Origin of the sequence: Mucilaginibacter flavus, from assembly GCF_030409315.1 — a bacterium.
Classification (GTDB): domain Bacteria; phylum Bacteroidota; class Bacteroidia; order Sphingobacteriales; family Sphingobacteriaceae; genus Mucilaginibacter; species Mucilaginibacter flavus.
The window spans coordinates 38,333-54,398 of the sequence record NZ_JAUFPS010000089.1; the positions used below are offsets into that span (position 1 = coordinate 38,333).

14 protein-coding genes and 2 pseudogenes are annotated in these 16,066 nt (G+C 43.4%); 11 read left to right on the forward strand and 5 right to left on the reverse strand.

Annotated elements, in window-relative coordinates; translation table 11 throughout:
- Positions 1-338: 338 nt before the first annotated feature.
- From QWZ17_RS25665 to QWZ17_RS25680, 4 genes are read right to left on the reverse strand one after another with little or no spacing between them, the layout of a single operon-like run.
- Positions 339-809, reverse strand: a complete 471-nt coding sequence (locus tag QWZ17_RS25665; protein ID WP_290308195.1) for an ArsB/NhaD family transporter — start codon at positions 807-809, stop codon at positions 339-341.
- Between the two features lie 5 nt (positions 810-814).
- Entirely contained in the window at positions 815-1,582 is a 768-nt protein-coding gene (locus QWZ17_RS25670; protein WP_290308196.1) for an SLC13 family permease, read from the reverse strand.
- Positions 1,579-2,697 (reverse strand): metallophosphoesterase family protein, encoded by a 1,119-nt coding sequence (locus tag QWZ17_RS25675; RefSeq protein WP_290308197.1) that lies wholly within the window; start codon positions 2,695-2,697, stop codon positions 1,579-1,581. The genes QWZ17_RS25670 and QWZ17_RS25675 overlap by 4 nt, the downstream gene beginning before the upstream one ends.
- A gap of 4 nt (positions 2,698-2,701) precedes the next feature.
- Positions 2,702-3,286: a hypothetical protein gene (locus QWZ17_RS25680; RefSeq protein WP_290308198.1), complete on the reverse strand. Its 585-nt coding sequence runs from the start codon at positions 3,284-3,286 to the stop codon at positions 2,702-2,704.
- A 260-nt stretch (positions 3,287-3,546) separates the two neighbouring features.
- On the opposite strand from QWZ17_RS25680, the gene QWZ17_RS25685 reads away from it, so the two are divergent.
- The 11 genes and pseudogenes from QWZ17_RS25685 to QWZ17_RS25730 form a co-directional block, all read left to right on the forward strand.
- Positions 3,547-3,858, forward strand: a complete 312-nt coding sequence (locus tag QWZ17_RS25685) for a hypothetical protein (protein ID WP_290308199.1) — start codon at positions 3,547-3,549, stop codon at positions 3,856-3,858.
- 95 nt (positions 3,859-3,953) lie between these two features.
- Entirely contained in the window at positions 3,954-4,574 is a 621-nt protein-coding gene (locus QWZ17_RS25690) for an RNA polymerase sigma factor (RefSeq protein WP_290308201.1), read from the forward strand.
- 74 nt (positions 4,575-4,648) lie between these two features.
- Positions 4,649-5,827: a FecR family protein gene (locus tag QWZ17_RS25695; protein ID WP_290308202.1), complete on the forward strand. Its 1,179-nt coding sequence runs from the start codon at positions 4,649-4,651 to the stop codon at positions 5,825-5,827.
- Between the two features lie 177 nt (positions 5,828-6,004).
- Positions 6,005-9,298 (forward strand): SusC/RagA family TonB-linked outer membrane protein, encoded by a 3,294-nt coding sequence (locus QWZ17_RS25700; RefSeq protein WP_290308203.1) that lies wholly within the window; start codon positions 6,005-6,007, stop codon positions 9,296-9,298.
- A 24-nt stretch (positions 9,299-9,322) separates the two neighbouring features.
- A complete protein-coding gene (locus QWZ17_RS25705; protein ID WP_290308204.1) occupies positions 9,323-10,945 on the forward strand; it encodes a RagB/SusD family nutrient uptake outer membrane protein in 1,623 nt (540 codons plus the stop codon).
- Between the two features lie 26 nt (positions 10,946-10,971).
- Complete coding sequence (locus QWZ17_RS25710) at positions 10,972-11,937, forward strand: glycoside hydrolase family 18 (RefSeq protein ID WP_290308205.1); 966 nt, start codon at positions 10,972-10,974, stop codon at positions 11,935-11,937.
- A 16-nt stretch (positions 11,938-11,953) separates the two neighbouring features.
- Complete coding sequence (locus QWZ17_RS25715) at positions 11,954-13,117, forward strand: DUF1735 and LamG domain-containing protein (protein WP_290308206.1); 1,164 nt, start codon at positions 11,954-11,956, stop codon at positions 13,115-13,117.
- 21 nt (positions 13,118-13,138) lie between these two features.
- A complete protein-coding gene (locus QWZ17_RS25720; protein ID WP_290308207.1) occupies positions 13,139-14,581 on the forward strand; it encodes a BT_3987 domain-containing protein in 1,443 nt (480 codons plus the stop codon).
- 174 nt (positions 14,582-14,755) lie between these two features.
- A complete protein-coding gene (locus tag QWZ17_RS25725) occupies positions 14,756-14,935 on the forward strand; it encodes a hypothetical protein (RefSeq protein WP_290308208.1) in 180 nt (59 codons plus the stop codon).
- A gap of 35 nt (positions 14,936-14,970) precedes the next feature.
- Positions 14,971-15,221: pseudogene (locus QWZ17_RS29710) on the forward strand (glycoside hydrolase family 97 N-terminal domain-containing protein).
- A gap of 1 nt (position 15,222) precedes the next feature.
- Positions 15,223-15,477, forward strand: a pseudogene (locus QWZ17_RS25730) (glycoside hydrolase family 97 N-terminal domain-containing protein); the annotation flags it as partial.
- 313 nt (positions 15,478-15,790) lie between these two features.
- Here the strand turns inward: QWZ17_RS25730 and QWZ17_RS25735 are convergent.
- Positions 15,791-16,066: hypothetical protein (locus QWZ17_RS25735; RefSeq protein ID WP_435404588.1), on the reverse strand; the 276-nt coding region annotated here is incomplete at its 5' end.

A 16,066-nucleotide genomic window follows, 5' to 3' on the forward strand; every position in this document is an offset into this window, starting at 1 on the left:
AACATGCTGAAGCGATATAGGATACGGTGAAGCCGGTGCCGGCATTGGCTAAGTACAATTATGTATTGGTAACATCTTAATTTTTCAAACCTGATATTCCAAATTGACATGTCAGGTTTGTGGTACCAGAGAACAAAATGAGAGAGGCTGTAAGGTCAGATTTGGTGACCTTACAGCTTTAAATACAAGCTTTAAATAATCATCATGAGTGAGTTTCGCCTGACAGATGAAGAATTTAAAAACTTGCTATTCCAAAATGGGACAGCAAGTTGGGGCGGAACACGTTTAGCAACTCAATGGCTCCCGATTACCCACATTACTACTCAATGCAAGAATTATCATATCCAAAGGGAGAGTAAGGTTATAATCAGCGCCGTGGTCATAATCACACTCCCCAATCTTAAGAATGTCCAGGCCTTGACTTCCTGAGCTTCTCGTCTCAAAGCAACCAACCATAAAATTGTTGCCAGAGAACCCGTGATGGAAAGGTTCGGGCCCAGGTCTACGCCAATTAAAACAGCACTTTTTACCATTTCAGGCGTATGCCCGCTTTGGATAACACTTCCGGCAATCAAACCCGCCGGCAGGTTGTTCATCAAATTACAGGCAAATGCAACGACAGATCCATTCAGCCATATTGCTGCCGTTTCGGATCTGGAAACGATATGATTTAAAAGCAGGGACAATTGCTGGGTCATACCAGTTTTATTCAAAGCTTCAACGATCACAAATAGGCCTGCCACTAGTGGCAATACCGCCCATGATATGCCTTTGATGATAGTGAAGGGGCTTTTTTTTGCCCTGGCCAATACGATTACGGTGGTGATAACGCCGGTGATCGCCGTAGGTAAACCGATTGAAAGTTTGAGGCTGAAGATGCCAGTAAAATTACCGCTGTCCCGCAGATGCCGAATAAGGCAGTTTTGCCGCCCGGAGACAATTGAGGTAAGTCGATGTCCCTTGTAATCCTACCTTTTAAACTGCTGCGTTGCGTAAAACGGAGCATGAAGTAAGTTACCGTGATCGAACAAACTGATGGGATCAAATATTGTCCCAGCCAATGCAATAATGACGGCATGTGCGTGCCGTAAATAACCAGGTTCGCCGGGTTAGATATGGGTAAGACAAACGATGCAGCATTGGCAATGAAAGCGCAGATCAGCAAATAAGGCAAGTTTTTTTCCACTTTAGCCGCCTTAACCGCTGCGGCAACCGCAGGAGTTAACACAACTGCCGCAGCATCATTTGACAGGAATGTAGTTATGACCACGCCGACAAGATAGATCAATAAAAATAATCTTCCTGATGATCCTTTAGCCCTTATCGTAGCATGAGCTGCCAACCAGTCGAAAAGCTTTTCTTCCCGGGCTGTTTCAGCAAGCAGCATCATCCCCGTCAAAAACAAGTAGACATCCAGTCCTTTGCCAATGCCGGTCAATGCATCCGATGGCTTAATCAATTGAAATATCAATAGCAGTGTTGCCCCGCTTAAGGCATAAATAGCTTCGGCAACTTTGAAAGGACGGATGATCACACTTGCAATAGCCAAAAAAGAAATGACCCAGATTAAGGTGTGATTCATGATGGCTTACCGTTACTGTTGGGCCCAAGTTGAGTACCAAAAAGGCCATTTTCCGGCCAGGCGCCGATGGTATCTGCATCACTGCCATCCCGAACAAATTCACCTTGGGTATAATCGTTCGTTGGTGGTTGAATAGTCCAGATACCGGGTCGGCCTGTCGCGTCGGTAGCTTTAACAGTCAACTCATTTATCGACCTATCCTTCACCTGAATGGTTGCTTTCCACAGATTACCTGTTTCAGAAAAAAACATCTCTTGCCAATCCGAAATACCAATCCTGTATTCTGCTTTTATCGTTTTCCTTGAACCCAAAATAACAGCTGAAATTTCCTGATCTCCCCGGACCGTCTGATTATCTCTATTCAGTAAACGGTGATCAACCGGCCCGGTAACCATGACGAGGGGAAATGGATCGGCGAGCTGTTTAAAACGCCAGCTGACAACACCATCATGAATAGCTGTAAGCGAATAACCAACCGGTCCTTCTTCGATTTGTCCGGTTGAGCGGGTTGCCGTAAATATGGTTTGCCCGTTGTTGGTGATTTCATTATAATGGGTATGCCCCATATCAACCAGCAGTACAGCATGCTTTTCCAGTAAAATATTCAATAACTGACGCTCTGCCGGCTCTTTCAGGTCGGCCGGAAAGGTGTGCATAAATAAAAGTATGGTTTCTCCCGCATTGCTGGCCGCTTCCAGTTCATTTTGTAACCAGTGAAATTGCTTGTGGCCAATCCGAAAGTCAGGCCCACCATCACCCGACCCGCAAACGTCAATAAACAAACATCGGTTATCCTTGTGCAATACGGATAGCGGAAGCTGCCTGGTTAATGGTATCTGATACATGTTATCCAGGCTTCCCTGCTCCATGTCATGGTCACCAGCCAGGATATAAACAGGGACACTCAGCATTTTTAAGGCCGCGGCCACCAGTTTGTATTGTTCAGGTAAACCGTTATCGGCGTTATCACCTGGCAATACAACAAAGTCAAGCTGATCACTGATCTCTGTTTCTATCTGCGCTACGATCGATAGCAGGTCAATATAGTTTTGTTCTTTGGCTTTCGTGATATGCAGATCACCAATGTGTGCGAAAATCAGGGGAGATGAGTTCATGTATTTATTTTTTTGAGCGATATTCCTGTCCGTCTATCAACAATTTTTGGATATGAAACACATCGTCCTGGTTTTGATTAACGAAACCCGGATCCGTTCTTTTAATTCCGGTTAATTCTAATGTCGAACCCGGTTTTATGATTTCCGCAAGTGCCTGGTCTTCTTTGTGGATATGCACTAATTGCTTCCCGCTTTTAATACCAACCAGCTCGCCTTTTTTCCCTTTAAGAAGTTCGAAGCCGGAAAATGTCAATGTTTCCGTCAGCGGATCGCCCTGGTTTTTTTGAGGTTTGATTGTTTCAATGACCAGATCTCCCCCGGGTATTCCATTAATCGCCAGTAATTTAAGTTTGGGCTTTTTATCGCCTTTGGGTTCGTGCTTAGGCTTTTCCTCTTGGTAAACAGCTTTAATAAAACTGCCCTGACCGGCTTTGGCTATAACGCTTTTTGCCGCATGAGGCGGAAAACTAATTTTTTTGGTTCCATTTTCTATGGCCAGTTCCAGGGCAGAAATATCCCCATGTTTGTTTGCCAGGTAACTTTTGACGATCCCGCTGGTCTCGGTGTGTTCTTGATGTAATGTTTCCATGTTTTATTTAATTATAGTAGTTAACCTGATTGATTGAAGCTTGTTCGCTCATGATAAGCGTATGAAGAAAATCTTGATACCCCGTTCGCAAGCAATTTCTTTGGCTTTTTTACTATCTTCAAAAGTCATCCGGATAAACGGGTCACCAGCAACCAACTCTGTTACAGCTAACGAATTTTAACATAGTGTTCCTTTCGCTCTGTAGTGTTCTATTCAAGTTTGCTAAATGCAATTTTATAAAAAAGCGAATAAACCGTTCCGTGGTATTTTCCCGTGAAGTTATGGAGGATGTCCATGTTTTAAAACTATTAAGAGAGCATCGCGAAAAACGGCAGTTCGACTTTATAAAGCGGCTGCTTACAGCGGGTGAGATCGAAAAAACTTTTATTCTTCGGGATGAAAAATTGGTTGACAGCCTGATTTGGATACTGATCAGCACGATGCGCGTGATCACTGTTGACTACTGTTCCGGCAGGTTAATTTGCGATGTGGAAGACATCCCGACAATGTTATGTGCCATGTTAACGCCCTATCTGGTAAAACCAGCCCCAACTAACGAATTTTTGAATTGATAATTACAGAAGAAAGAATAGTTTGCATTGAGGTAAGCGCTGAATTTAATAATTAACTAACAATTAGTTATATTGGCCTATTATAACCAATTAGCGTGTCTTCTTATAATACTTACAGCGAAGAAAAACTTCTTTTACTATTACAAAAAGGCGATCACGCTGCTTTTACCGAAATTTATAACCGGCATTGGGAAAGTCTGGCTGATGCCGCTTATCAGCGGCTTCATTCCCATGAGGACGCTGAAGAAGTAGTTCAGGAGGTATTTGTGAACTTATACATCAGACGTGCGGAAATCTCACCTGCCGGGTCCTTGATAGCTTATCTTAAAACGGCACTTAAATATAAGGTGATTGATGCTTACCGCGTTCAGCAGCTGCATTACAAAAACATTGACAATATCATCCAGGAAAACGCTGTCCCCGATTTAATGCCGGATGATGAGTTAAATATAAAAGAGCTGCAAAAAAAACTGTTGGAGTTAGTTAGTAAACTTCCGCCAAAATGCAGGGAGGTTTTTGTTAAAAGCCGGTTCGAACACTTATCGCATCAATGCATCGCGGATAGAATGGGGATCAGTGTCAGCACGGTAAAAAAACACCTGAACAAGGCGATACATATTCTTAGAAACGAATTAAACAGCGGCCATTTGGAATTGATGATCATTTGCGCGCTGGCTTTATCGCATTCCTGTTTGAAATCAATTTCGGCCTTGTAATTTTTCTATCTGTAAATCAATTAGTTGTAAATTTTCAAAATTATTTTAATTTGGAGATAGAACCTTGATGCCAGTTGTACGACTACATTGATATGGGCATGCATCAGGGAAACAGCGATGAGCGTATCATTTTGCTGATTAACAAGTTAAATAAGGGAACCGCTTCTGAATCAGAGCGCCGTGAAATAGATGAGTGGTATGACCATCCTGCCTCTGCCGCCAAATACGGCGACGGTATGTCTCTTTCACAAAAAACAAGGGCAAAAGACAGAATATTTCAGCATATAAACGCGCAGATAGATCTTCACAGGCCCAGTCCTCACCGGCGTGTCTCTTTTCCTTTGATCAGAAGCATGTCCATCGCGGCAGTCCTGCTGTTGATAATAGGAGCCGGACTGTTTTACTTTAATCCGAAAGGTAAACAAAGCACGTCAGAAGTACAGGGAACAAGTTACGGAGTTAACCACAACACCAGCAAAGCTTTTTTAACTTTAGCTAGTGGCAGACAAATTGTCCTCACCGGTGCGAAGAACGGCATGTTGGCCAGCCAGGGTAGCGTAACTATTAATAAAAAGACAAGCGGTCAGATAGTATACCGCGCAGACGACCAAAAAACCGGCGCGACGGAATTTAATTCCATGACTACAATGCGCGGTGGGGAATATCGTCTTACCTTGGCTGATGGCACCAATGTCTGGCTCAACGCCGCATCGTCGCTAAGGTACCCAACAATATTTTCAGGTAAGAACCGGGAAGTTGAATTATCGGGTGAGGCATATTTTGAAGTTGCCCATGACGCTACACATCCGTTCAGGGTGATAACAAAAAAACAAACTATTGAAGTATTAGGTACGCATTTTAATATAAATGCCTATGATAAGGAATTGGTTAGTAAAACTACTTTATTGCAGGGCGCGGTGAGGGTAATGGTCAGGGGAGCATCCAGGACCCTTAAACCCGGCCAACAGGCGGCGGTCACGCTCAATAAGATCAATCTCGAAAACGTTGATGTGCGGGAGGCCGTAGCCTGGAAGGACGGCTTCTTTGAATTTACCGATACTGATATACAAACCATTATGCGTCAAATATCCAGGTGGTACGATGTGGATGTTGTCTACGACGGAAAAATAACCGGGGAAACCTTTACAGGCCGGGTATCTAAGTTTCTGAGTGTTAATCAGGTATTAAAGCTTGTCCAATCACCAGGAGTTCACATAACCTACGAAGGAAGGAGGATTATGGTTAAAGAATAAACATTTGGCCCTGATCCATAAAAAAAGCTATTAGTGCTCGAACACTAATAGCCATAGCCTGGATCATGTTAACAAAATTGCGATCATACTAACTTATAAACCAGTTTACAAATGTATAAAAATTATACTCCTAAACGTGCTGCGCCAACCCGGTGCATTAATAAATTATTGCTCATTATGAGATTGACGACCCTGATTTTACTGGTAACCCTTATGCAGGTTAGCGCTGCTTCGATGGCACAAAAGATCAGCCTCTCTGAAAAAAACACTTCGTTAAAAGAAGTTTGTAAGAAGATCAGCTTGCAAAGCGGGTACAGCTTTATCATCAGCGGCAGCGAACTTAAAATAGCGAAACCGGTTTTTATCAACACGACTGATACCGACCTGCGAACTGTTTTAGATGAAATATTTAAAACACAGCCTTTACAATATCAGCTGCAGGATAAATCAATTATCGTTAGTCTGCGCAATCCCCAGGTGGCTGCTACCACTATCAGCAGAACGACTGCGGCCCGGTTTACAGTTAAGGGAAAAGTGACAGACGGAAAAGGGACCGCCCTCGTAGGGGTATCTATCAGGTTAAAAAACACGACCAGGGGTGTTTTAACAGACATCAACGGTGATTTTAGCATCGATGCTTCCATTGGAGATATTTTGGTTGTTTCCTACATCAGCTTTAACACCGCTGAATTCAAGGTGACAGACCAAAACCCGGTAAGGATCACGTTAAAAGAATTAAACAATGAATTGAATGCTGTGGTTGTCACAGCGCTCAATATAAAGCGATCTGCTAAGTCACTGACCTATAATGTTCAGGAGTTAAAAGCCAGTGATGTTAACGCCCAAAATGACGGTAACTTTGTAAATAACCTGGCCGGTAAGGTTGCGGGTGCAACCATTAATACCAGTTCTGCGGGTATAGGAGGGTCGGCAAGAGTTGTCCTGCGTGGTACCAAATCGTTAGGTAACGACAAGAATAACGCGCTGTATGTAATCGACGGTGTTCCGCTTTTTAATTTTAACGGTGCAAGCGGAGTACCGGATGTATTTAGCGGGGCAAACAGTAGCGGCGATGGTATTTCACAACTAAACCAGGATGACATCGAAACCGTTTCGGTTTTAACAGGACCTGCAGCTGCGGCCTTATATGGTAACAATGCGTCAGGAGGGGTTATACTGATTACCACGAAGAAAGGCGCTGCCGATAAAACCAGTGTCAACTTTTCCAGCAGTACGAGTTTTTTCAGCCCTTTTGTTTTACCGAAATTTCAAAATACTTATGGATCAACACCAGGCGGGTTTGACAGCTGGGGCGCCAGACTGGCAACGCCTTCAACCTACCAACCCAAAGATTTTTTCCAGACAGGTATGTATCTTGATAACAGCGTGAGCCTATCAACGGGAACACAAAAAAATCAGACCTATATATCCGCGGCCAATACCAATGGTAAAGGTATTATCCCTAATAATGAGCTTGACAGGCTTAACCTTACCTTACGCAATACGGCCAATTTTTTTAACGATAAGCTTACCATGGATTTGGGCGTGATGTATGTGCAGCAGGCCGATCAGAATTTGCTCACGCAAGGCTTGTATAATAACCCGTTGGTGCCCATATATTTATTCCCGAGGGGAGATGATATCATTAAATACCAGGTTTATGAACGCTATGATGCGACGCGGAATTTTAAAACCCAGTTTTGGCCGTTTGGTGATCAGGGATTTGCTATGCAAAACCCTTATTGGATTGTAAACCGCGACATCAATACCAACAAAACCAAGCGTTATTTACTGAATGCATCAGCTAAATATACCATCAACAGCTGGTTAAACGTCGTATCACGCGCCAAGTATGATAATACGCAGGTAGTAAACGAATCAAAGTACTATGCTTCCACATCCGGCATTCTTGCAGGACCTGATGGTGCATATTTCAGGAACGTAAGCAACCAGACCCAAACGTACGCAGATGTGTTGCTGAATGCCACTTATAAACTAAAGGACTTTAGCGTAAACGCGTTTTTAGGCGGGAGTTACGACGACCGGCAACTTTTAGTTAATGGTTTAGGCGGCAACCTGATCACGCTTCCTGATTACTTCACCTTAACCAATGTAGACCTTACCAGCGCCAAAGTGCCTTTTACATCCGTACATTCACAAAACCAGGCAATCTACGAAACCGCACAGTTCGCTTACAAAAGCGGTTTGTTCCTGGATATAACAGGCCGCACCGATTGGAATTCAGCCTTATCAGGTTCAACTCAAAAATCATTGTTCTATCCTTCTATAGGCCTGTCCGGCGTTATAACCGATCTATTCGGAATTAACTCAAACACCTTATCATATCTGAAAGTTCGGGGATCTTACAGTGAAGTAGGTACTCCCCCCAACCCATATCTGACTAACCCCCACTATGATTTTACCAACCAGACGGTAAATACGTTGGGTATACAGGTTTCTCCTACACTTCAGCCGGAGCGTACCCGCTCATACGAAGTCGGAATTAATACCAGGTTATTTAATAACCTCATCAGTCTTGATGTTACAGCTTATAGATCCTCCACTTATAAACAGATTTTTGACTACAGTGTAACCAATACATCCGGTAATGGAGCATCGACACTGCGCGTCAATTCCGGCCAGGTAGATAATAAGGGCATCGAAGCAAATCTTGGAGTCAATGCCCGGTTCGGTGAGGTAAAATGGACATCCAATATGGTATTTTCCCTTAACCGGAATAAAATCAGGTCCTTATTCAGTTATGCGGACGGCAAAGGTAATACGGTGAAAGTTGATTCTATAGTGGCAGCGTCAACCGGTAGTTATTTGCAAAGGCCCACTGTTGGTGGTACGACCGGTGATATTTACGTGAACACACTGGCAACTGATGAACATGGGTTTATCGTAGTTGATCCGAGAACAAGACAGGTTACGGCGGCGAATAATACCTATATATATGCAGGTAATGCCGACCCGAGATTTAACATCGGTTTTCGCAACAGCATTTCCTACAGAAATCTCACCCTCGGTTTTTTAGTGGACGCACGGATTGGAGGTATCGGCGTATCTGCCACCCAGGCACTGCTTGATCGGTACGGCGTTTCTGAAGTTTCGGCCCAGGCACGTGATGCAGGTGGAGTAATGGTCAACGGTGGTCTTGTACCTGCTAAGGATTACTATGCTGTAACAGGTGGAGGCGTTTCCGGTTTAGGCGCCCCCTATGTATACAGTGCGACAAATGTGCGGCTTCGGGAGGCCACTTTAAGCTATCATTTTCCCGCCGGTTTCTTCCGGAATAAATTGAAGGGAGCCACACTTGGCCTTACAGGCAAAAACATTTTTATGTTTTACAACAAAGCACCTTTTGATCCCGAATCAACTGCGTCAACCGGCACGTTTTACCAGGGGGTCGATTTCTTCAGGCAGCCAAGTTTCCGGAGTATAGGCTTTAACGTGTCTGTGCAATTTTAACCGATTAAGTAATTCATAGATAAGATGAGAAAAAATATTTATTTACGCCATCGCTGCATCAAGGCTGCGATAGCGTGTAGCTTACTGTTTTTAAGCTTGCTGGTATCTTGTACAAAAAATTTCGACAAGATAAACACTAATCCCGCGCAGGTTACAGACGATATGCTGAAAGCTGATAACCTGTATATCGGAACCTTTATCGTTCAAATGGAAAAAAATGTTTTTCCGATTGCGAATCCGGGAAGCGGTCCCAACAATTTTGGCGACGAGGTATACCAGATTGTTCAGAACCTGGCCGGCGACGTATTTTCAGGACAACAGGGAGCAAGCAATAACTGGTTCGGAGGATCAAATAACACAACCTACAACCTGATACCAAGCTGGTACGGGGCAGCTTTCGATAGGTCTTACTCCGGCGTCCTGGCCGGTTATCTGCAAATAAAAACAAAGGTGAAAGCAACAGCTCCGGATGTGTACGCCGTTGCACAAATCATTAAAGTTGCCTCTTTTCAGCGCACGACAGATATGTATGGCCCCCTTCCTTACACGCGTGCCGGTGGTGCGGGATTAAGCACCGATTATGATAGCCAGCAGGTTGTTTACCAGACCTTTTTTAAGGAGTTGGATTCGGCACGGGCCGTTTTGAAAGATTATATAGTGAAAAATCCCTCGGGTAAACCGCTCGTAAACTTTGACGCCGTGTATGCCGGAGATTACACTAAATGGGTAAAATTCGCTAATTCTTTACGGTTAAGAATGGCTATGCGGGTAGTATATGCTGATGCTGCGCTGGCTCAGAAAAATGCGGAAGACGCCGTTAACGACTCCTACGGGGTTTTTACATCTAACGCCGACAATGCTGCCTTAGGAACTTACAATGGGTACAATTTTCATAACCCGCTCGAAATTATTACCGACAATTTCAATGACATAAGAATGGGTGCGACAATGGAAAGCTACCTGACCGGCTACAACGATCCGCGGTTGAGTGTTTACTTCAAACAGTCTGATTTTGGTGGTTATCATGGCATCCGTACAGGCATTAACGTTAATGACCGTACCGCCTATGGTAAATGCTCCAAACTTAATGTTACAACAACCACACCCGTACCGTGGATGAGCGCCCCTGAAATATTTTTTCTGAGGGCGGAGGGAGCTTTGCGGGGATGGAATATGGGCGGCGTTGCCGGCACGTTTTACAACCAGGGCGTCAGCGCGTCATTTACACAAACAGGGGCCGGCGATGCCAGTGGTTACCTCAACAATGCTACAAGTACGCCCGTAAGCTATACTGATATGGTTAACGGCAGTAATAGTTTTAGCACAAGTCCGAGCAACATCACCATAAAGTGGAATGATGCTGATCCCTTTGAAACAAAGCTCGAGCGGATCATCACACAAAAATGGATTGCAGTTTATCCTGACGGGCAGGAAGCCTGGAGCGAATTCAGGAGAACCGGCTACCCTAAAATTTTGCCGGTGCTGGTAAACAACAGCAACGGAACCATTAGCACCGATATACAGGTGAGGCGTTTGCCATTTCCTGCCGCGCAATATAACACCAACGCGTCGGGTGTAAAAACAGGGGTGGCACTGCTTGGGGGGCCTGATAACGGTGGTACCAAACTATGGTGGGATAAAAAATAGATCTGAAGGATTTAAGAAATCAAAAAATGGAAAAAGTATTTAAAATATATAGTCAGATGAGTTTGATGTTGGCTTTGGTATTTTGGTTATCGGCCTGCCAAAAACAAAACACGCCGACACCGCTAACATTGCAAAAGCCCACTGTTTACAGCAATGACTATTACGTCAAATTAAGAGCTTATAAGAACTCAGACCATGCCAGGTTTTTTATCTGGCTGGCAGATTACGGCGTAAAGGGGGGCATTTCTGCTTCGCTGGGAGAACGTTTTGCCGGCGTACCCGATAGTGTGGATATAATTAGTCTTTGGGGAGGAATTCCTGATTCGGTCAACAATCCTAATGATTATAAGGAAATGCGTTTTAATCAAAGGGTTAAAGGAACTAAGCTGCTTGATGTTACATTAGTAACGCCCGACCGCTTTGCTTCCTACTCTCAGGATGATAACGGAATTAAACAGTTCGCGTTAAAATTGGTGAAAGATGTTTATGATAATGACCTGGACGGTTTAGACATTGACTATGAGCCTAATGGCAGTATTTTTTCCAGCCCGGATAACTTTATTAAATTGATGGTTTACCTGTCACAATATGTGGGCCCCAAATCGGGTACCGGTAAACTGCTGGATATTGATTATTACGGCGATATCCCCCCGGCTGTTTTGGCACCATATGTTGATTTTGTAGTACAGCAGGCTTATGGTAATGGTTCCGCTAATCAGCTTCAAAATAATTACAATGCCTTAAACGGATATAAGCCAGGTCAATATTTTCCGGCTGAAACTTTTGGCGACTATTTCGCTACCGGCGGTGTTCCTTTTACCAATGTTGACGGAACCGTAGTGACGTCCCTTTTAGGCTTTGGCCTGTGGAACCCAACCCAGGGCCGCAAAGGTGGATTTGGCGTGTTCTACGGACAGCGCGATTATTATAACCCTGCCCCTTATGGATATATCAGGGCAGCGATTCAGGGATGTAATCCGGCAAAAAAATAATTAAAAGTTTAATTTTATGAGAAATCAAAATATTTTCTACAGAAAACGCCTATCAATTTCCCTGCTATCGATCAGTTTGATGATGGTATTATTGCTGTCTGTAATTACCGGATGCAAAAAAGAGCCTGCATATAAGGATGTGGTACTGATTACTGGTGCAGATGTATCTAACGTGATTAATTTTACCGTTGATGGCGCAGGATCAAGCACTGCGATTACGGCTACCGCAACAGGTATGGTTAACCAGGATATCACGGTAGCTTTCAAAACGGATAGTATCTTACTTAAGGCGTACAATACCACTAATGGTACTAATTTTTACGCGTTGCCCGCTGGCACTTACACCCTGTCAGCCAATTCAGGTATTATTAAATCAGGTTCTAACGTATCAAATGCGGTTTCTTTAACTATAAACTCAACCAATAAACTGGTTGACGGACGTAATTATATGGTTCCGGTTACCATAGATGTTACCAAGGGTAATTTGGGCGTTCTTAAAAGTTCGGGAACAGCTTTTTACAAAATAAACAGGGTGGTAACGACCAACGTTGCCGACGTTACTAACGGGCCGTTAAGTGATCGGACTTTCCCCAAGATAGTAACACTTAATAAATTCACGTTCGAATTCAGGGTCAAGGTTTCACAATTTGCCTCCAGTGGACACATTAGCAGGCTTGGATATTTTCAGGATACTTTGAATACCTCGGCACATACATTTAACTTTTTCAGATTTGGTGAATTGTCTGATGCCATCAATCAATTCCAATGGATTAATAACGTAGGTAAGGTTTCCTCAAAAACCTTGTTTGCCACCAACACATGGTATACAATTTCATGCGTTTTTGATGGCAGCACGTGTACGATGTACATCAATGGTGTGGCAGACGGCTCCTTTGCGGCATCAGGACAAAGCTTTATGTTCAATGAATTATCGCTTTTCTATTATGGACAAAATCTGGCCGGGCAAATCAGTGAATTACGATTGTGGTCAAGGGCATTGGCTCCCGGTGAAATTCAGAACGGGTTTTGTGGAGTAGACCCCGCCTCGGCAGGTCTGCTTGCCTATTGGAAGTTTAATGAAGGAACCGGCAATGCTATTACGGATTATTCAGGACATGGGTATTCGTTCTCTGCCGGTTCTAACTATAATTGGGTAGTAGGCATAAAATGCCCTAATTAATTAACCACTAATAAGATAGTAATGAAAAGATTAAATAAAATTTTTATCGGTTCGGGTGTGATTGCCCTTTGCCTGATGTTGCTTTTTTCCTGTAAAAAAGACAATAGCAACATGGTATACAGCCAGAGGCCTGCATCAAAAAACCTGTTCCTTTCGATATCGGGCACAGGTAACCTCAACCGCACGCAAAAAATAGCCGTACTTAGTACAGCTTCGGGAACCGCTGCTGTTGGCCTGAATTTAACCCTACCTTCATCGACAGATATTACGGCCACAGTCGATGTAGATACGACTAAGGTAAAAACTTACAACGCTGCGAATAACACGCAATTTTATGTGCTGCCGGCAGCCAGTTATGCGCTACAAGCGCCTGCCAACGGCCTCACTATTAAAGCAGGTAACCTGTTCTCCGCCGACTCTGTAAAAGTAAGTTTCAAAAACCTTGCCGGCTTAAGGGCTTCCAATTATTTGTTGCCGTTAACTATTACCAGGGTGTCTGGTAATGCGTCGGCTATACTTAGCGATTCTGTTAAAACTGTTTACCTGAATATCACGCTTACGGATGTAAAACAGCCCGTTGTTTCCCTGGCAATTGCAGGCGGAAGTTCAACAACTGTCACCTATCCGGTAGGCGCAAAAGGGTCAGCCAACGCTATCCCGTTATCTGTTCAGATCAGTCCGGCTTCTCCGGATAATATTACTGTTAATACTGTGGCAGACAACACACTTGTCGCTGGTTATGGCAGTGGCTTTATGCCTTTTCCGGATGGCTCATATTCCCTTTCATCGGCAAGCAGCGTCATAACTGCCGGACAGCTTACGGCATCAGCTCCCTTAAATATTAATATACCGGATTTATCGAAATTTGACGGGACAAAAACCTATTTACTTCCGGTAAGTATTAGCTCAGTGTCGGGAGACCCTTATACACTAACAGGAAATAAAACGGTATATCTGCAACTCAATTTCAACAACCTTAACAATTCAAGCAATACCAGTGCCGTTGGGACAAGCATACTGAGCAGGCAGGGGTGGGTAGTAAGTTCATCCGGTAGTTTTGATGGTACACCTTATGGCGGCAGTAATTACATCCCCTCAAACGCAATAGATGGTAATAACGGAACTGATTGGATATCAGACTATTTTAGTGGAGGCAATAGTTCCATTACAATGGACATGGGGGCTTCACGCCGTATTAAGACCATAGCCTACAATAAAGCATACAGCAACGTTCTGCTTAACTATGGTCTTGATACCTATCCTTCATCTGTAAAAATTTACACCAGCACAGACGGAACAACATGGACATCGCAGGGGATATATCAGCCGGTTGCCGGTCAGGGCGGCTCAACAACCGACCCGGTTATTAATTATATCAACTTTTTCAACGCCATAACCGCGCGTTATGTCCGGCTGGAGGTTGCCAATGGTAAAGGATTTTCAGAAATTAATGTTTATGAATAAAGTTAAAGTTTAATTACCTCCGCTAATGCACATTGTTCTTTATGGAGTTTGAGTCGATTAACAAGCGTCGCCGGGTGCGGGTGGCGCTGTGTTTTTTTGCAAATTCTGGTAACCAACTAAACCAACTATTTACACACATTGCTAAACGCTAATTACAAAACAAATAAACTAAACATGAAATTTACCAGGTCGATCCGGGCTTTGAAAATCATTCCCTTTTTACTTTCCGGCACCATGACGTACGCCCAACACACGCGTTCCTATGAGGTCAGCTCGCCGGACAAGATGATCAAGGTTTCATTAAATGGTGTCAGCCAAAGTGCCCCCCTTGCCTTTGGTAGTGTGAAGTTTTAAATTTTGTATAAAAGCAAGGGAAATACAACGAAATACTGCTTCCGTCGGCACTTGGAATAGAAACGACCGGTGAGGTTTTTAGCGGCAATCCGGCTTTGATTACAGCCAGTGCGGCGACTACAGTTCATGAGAATTATCAAATGCTCACGGGCAAACGTAAAAATTGCCGTAACCTCGGTACAGAAAGGTCTTTTGAGTTTGTAAATACAAATAAAAAAAAGCTCAAAATTATTTCAGGGTTTATAACGATGGCGTAGCTTTCAGGTACATTATTCCCGGGGGGTAACCATGACGTCGTCAATGTTGTGACTGAGAATATTTCTTTCCATGTTGCAGATAGCACCGAGCGGTGGACACAGGCCTACACGGATTCATACGAAGACTTTTATAGGGGTAACAAAAATGGAATAGGTGAAAAAAAACAGGAATGGGGCTTCCCTGCTTTATTCAAAATGAACGACCTTCCCGTTTGGATATTGCTGTCAGAAGCGGGTAACACTCAATTTAACTGTGGCGCCAGGTTAAGCAATTTCGAAAGTTAACCGAACCGTGAATCTTAAAGAGGTAGATATAGCTATCGATAACACTCCATTTGAAAGAACTTATGTCCATCTGTTCTGCTAACGCATAATTAAAAATTGACGGATTAAAATATCGTTCGACAAATCCTGAAAAGCCGTTTGTATAGGGTATTCCCAATTCGTCCATTGCTTTTTCTGAGTAGAGGTCGTAATTTGTAGTGAAGATGTTTGGCTTAGGGAGATTGCTATCTCTTAGAGAAAGTTTGCGATAGAAATTTTGATAGTTATTTAAGATTACAGTGTCTTTACCCTCGTTATATTTATTTAAGCATTGTTAGAGAATGAAGTGCTTTGTGGCATTGATGACCTGATCGACCTTAGCTGGTTCCGCTTCATTTCTAGTCTGATCAAGATAAAATCTTAAACTGTAAAGTGTTCCGAGAAATATTTCCAGATTGCTTTTAAAGGGTTCAGTTGTGTAATCAATCTTGTATTCTTTTAAGATCTTTTTACATTCCTTTGATAGCGTGTATATTATGGAGATGTTGACCACCCTGTTCCGGGCCAAATTGACCACTGGGTTAGCTGACTTTTGAGTTGCAGCAAATGC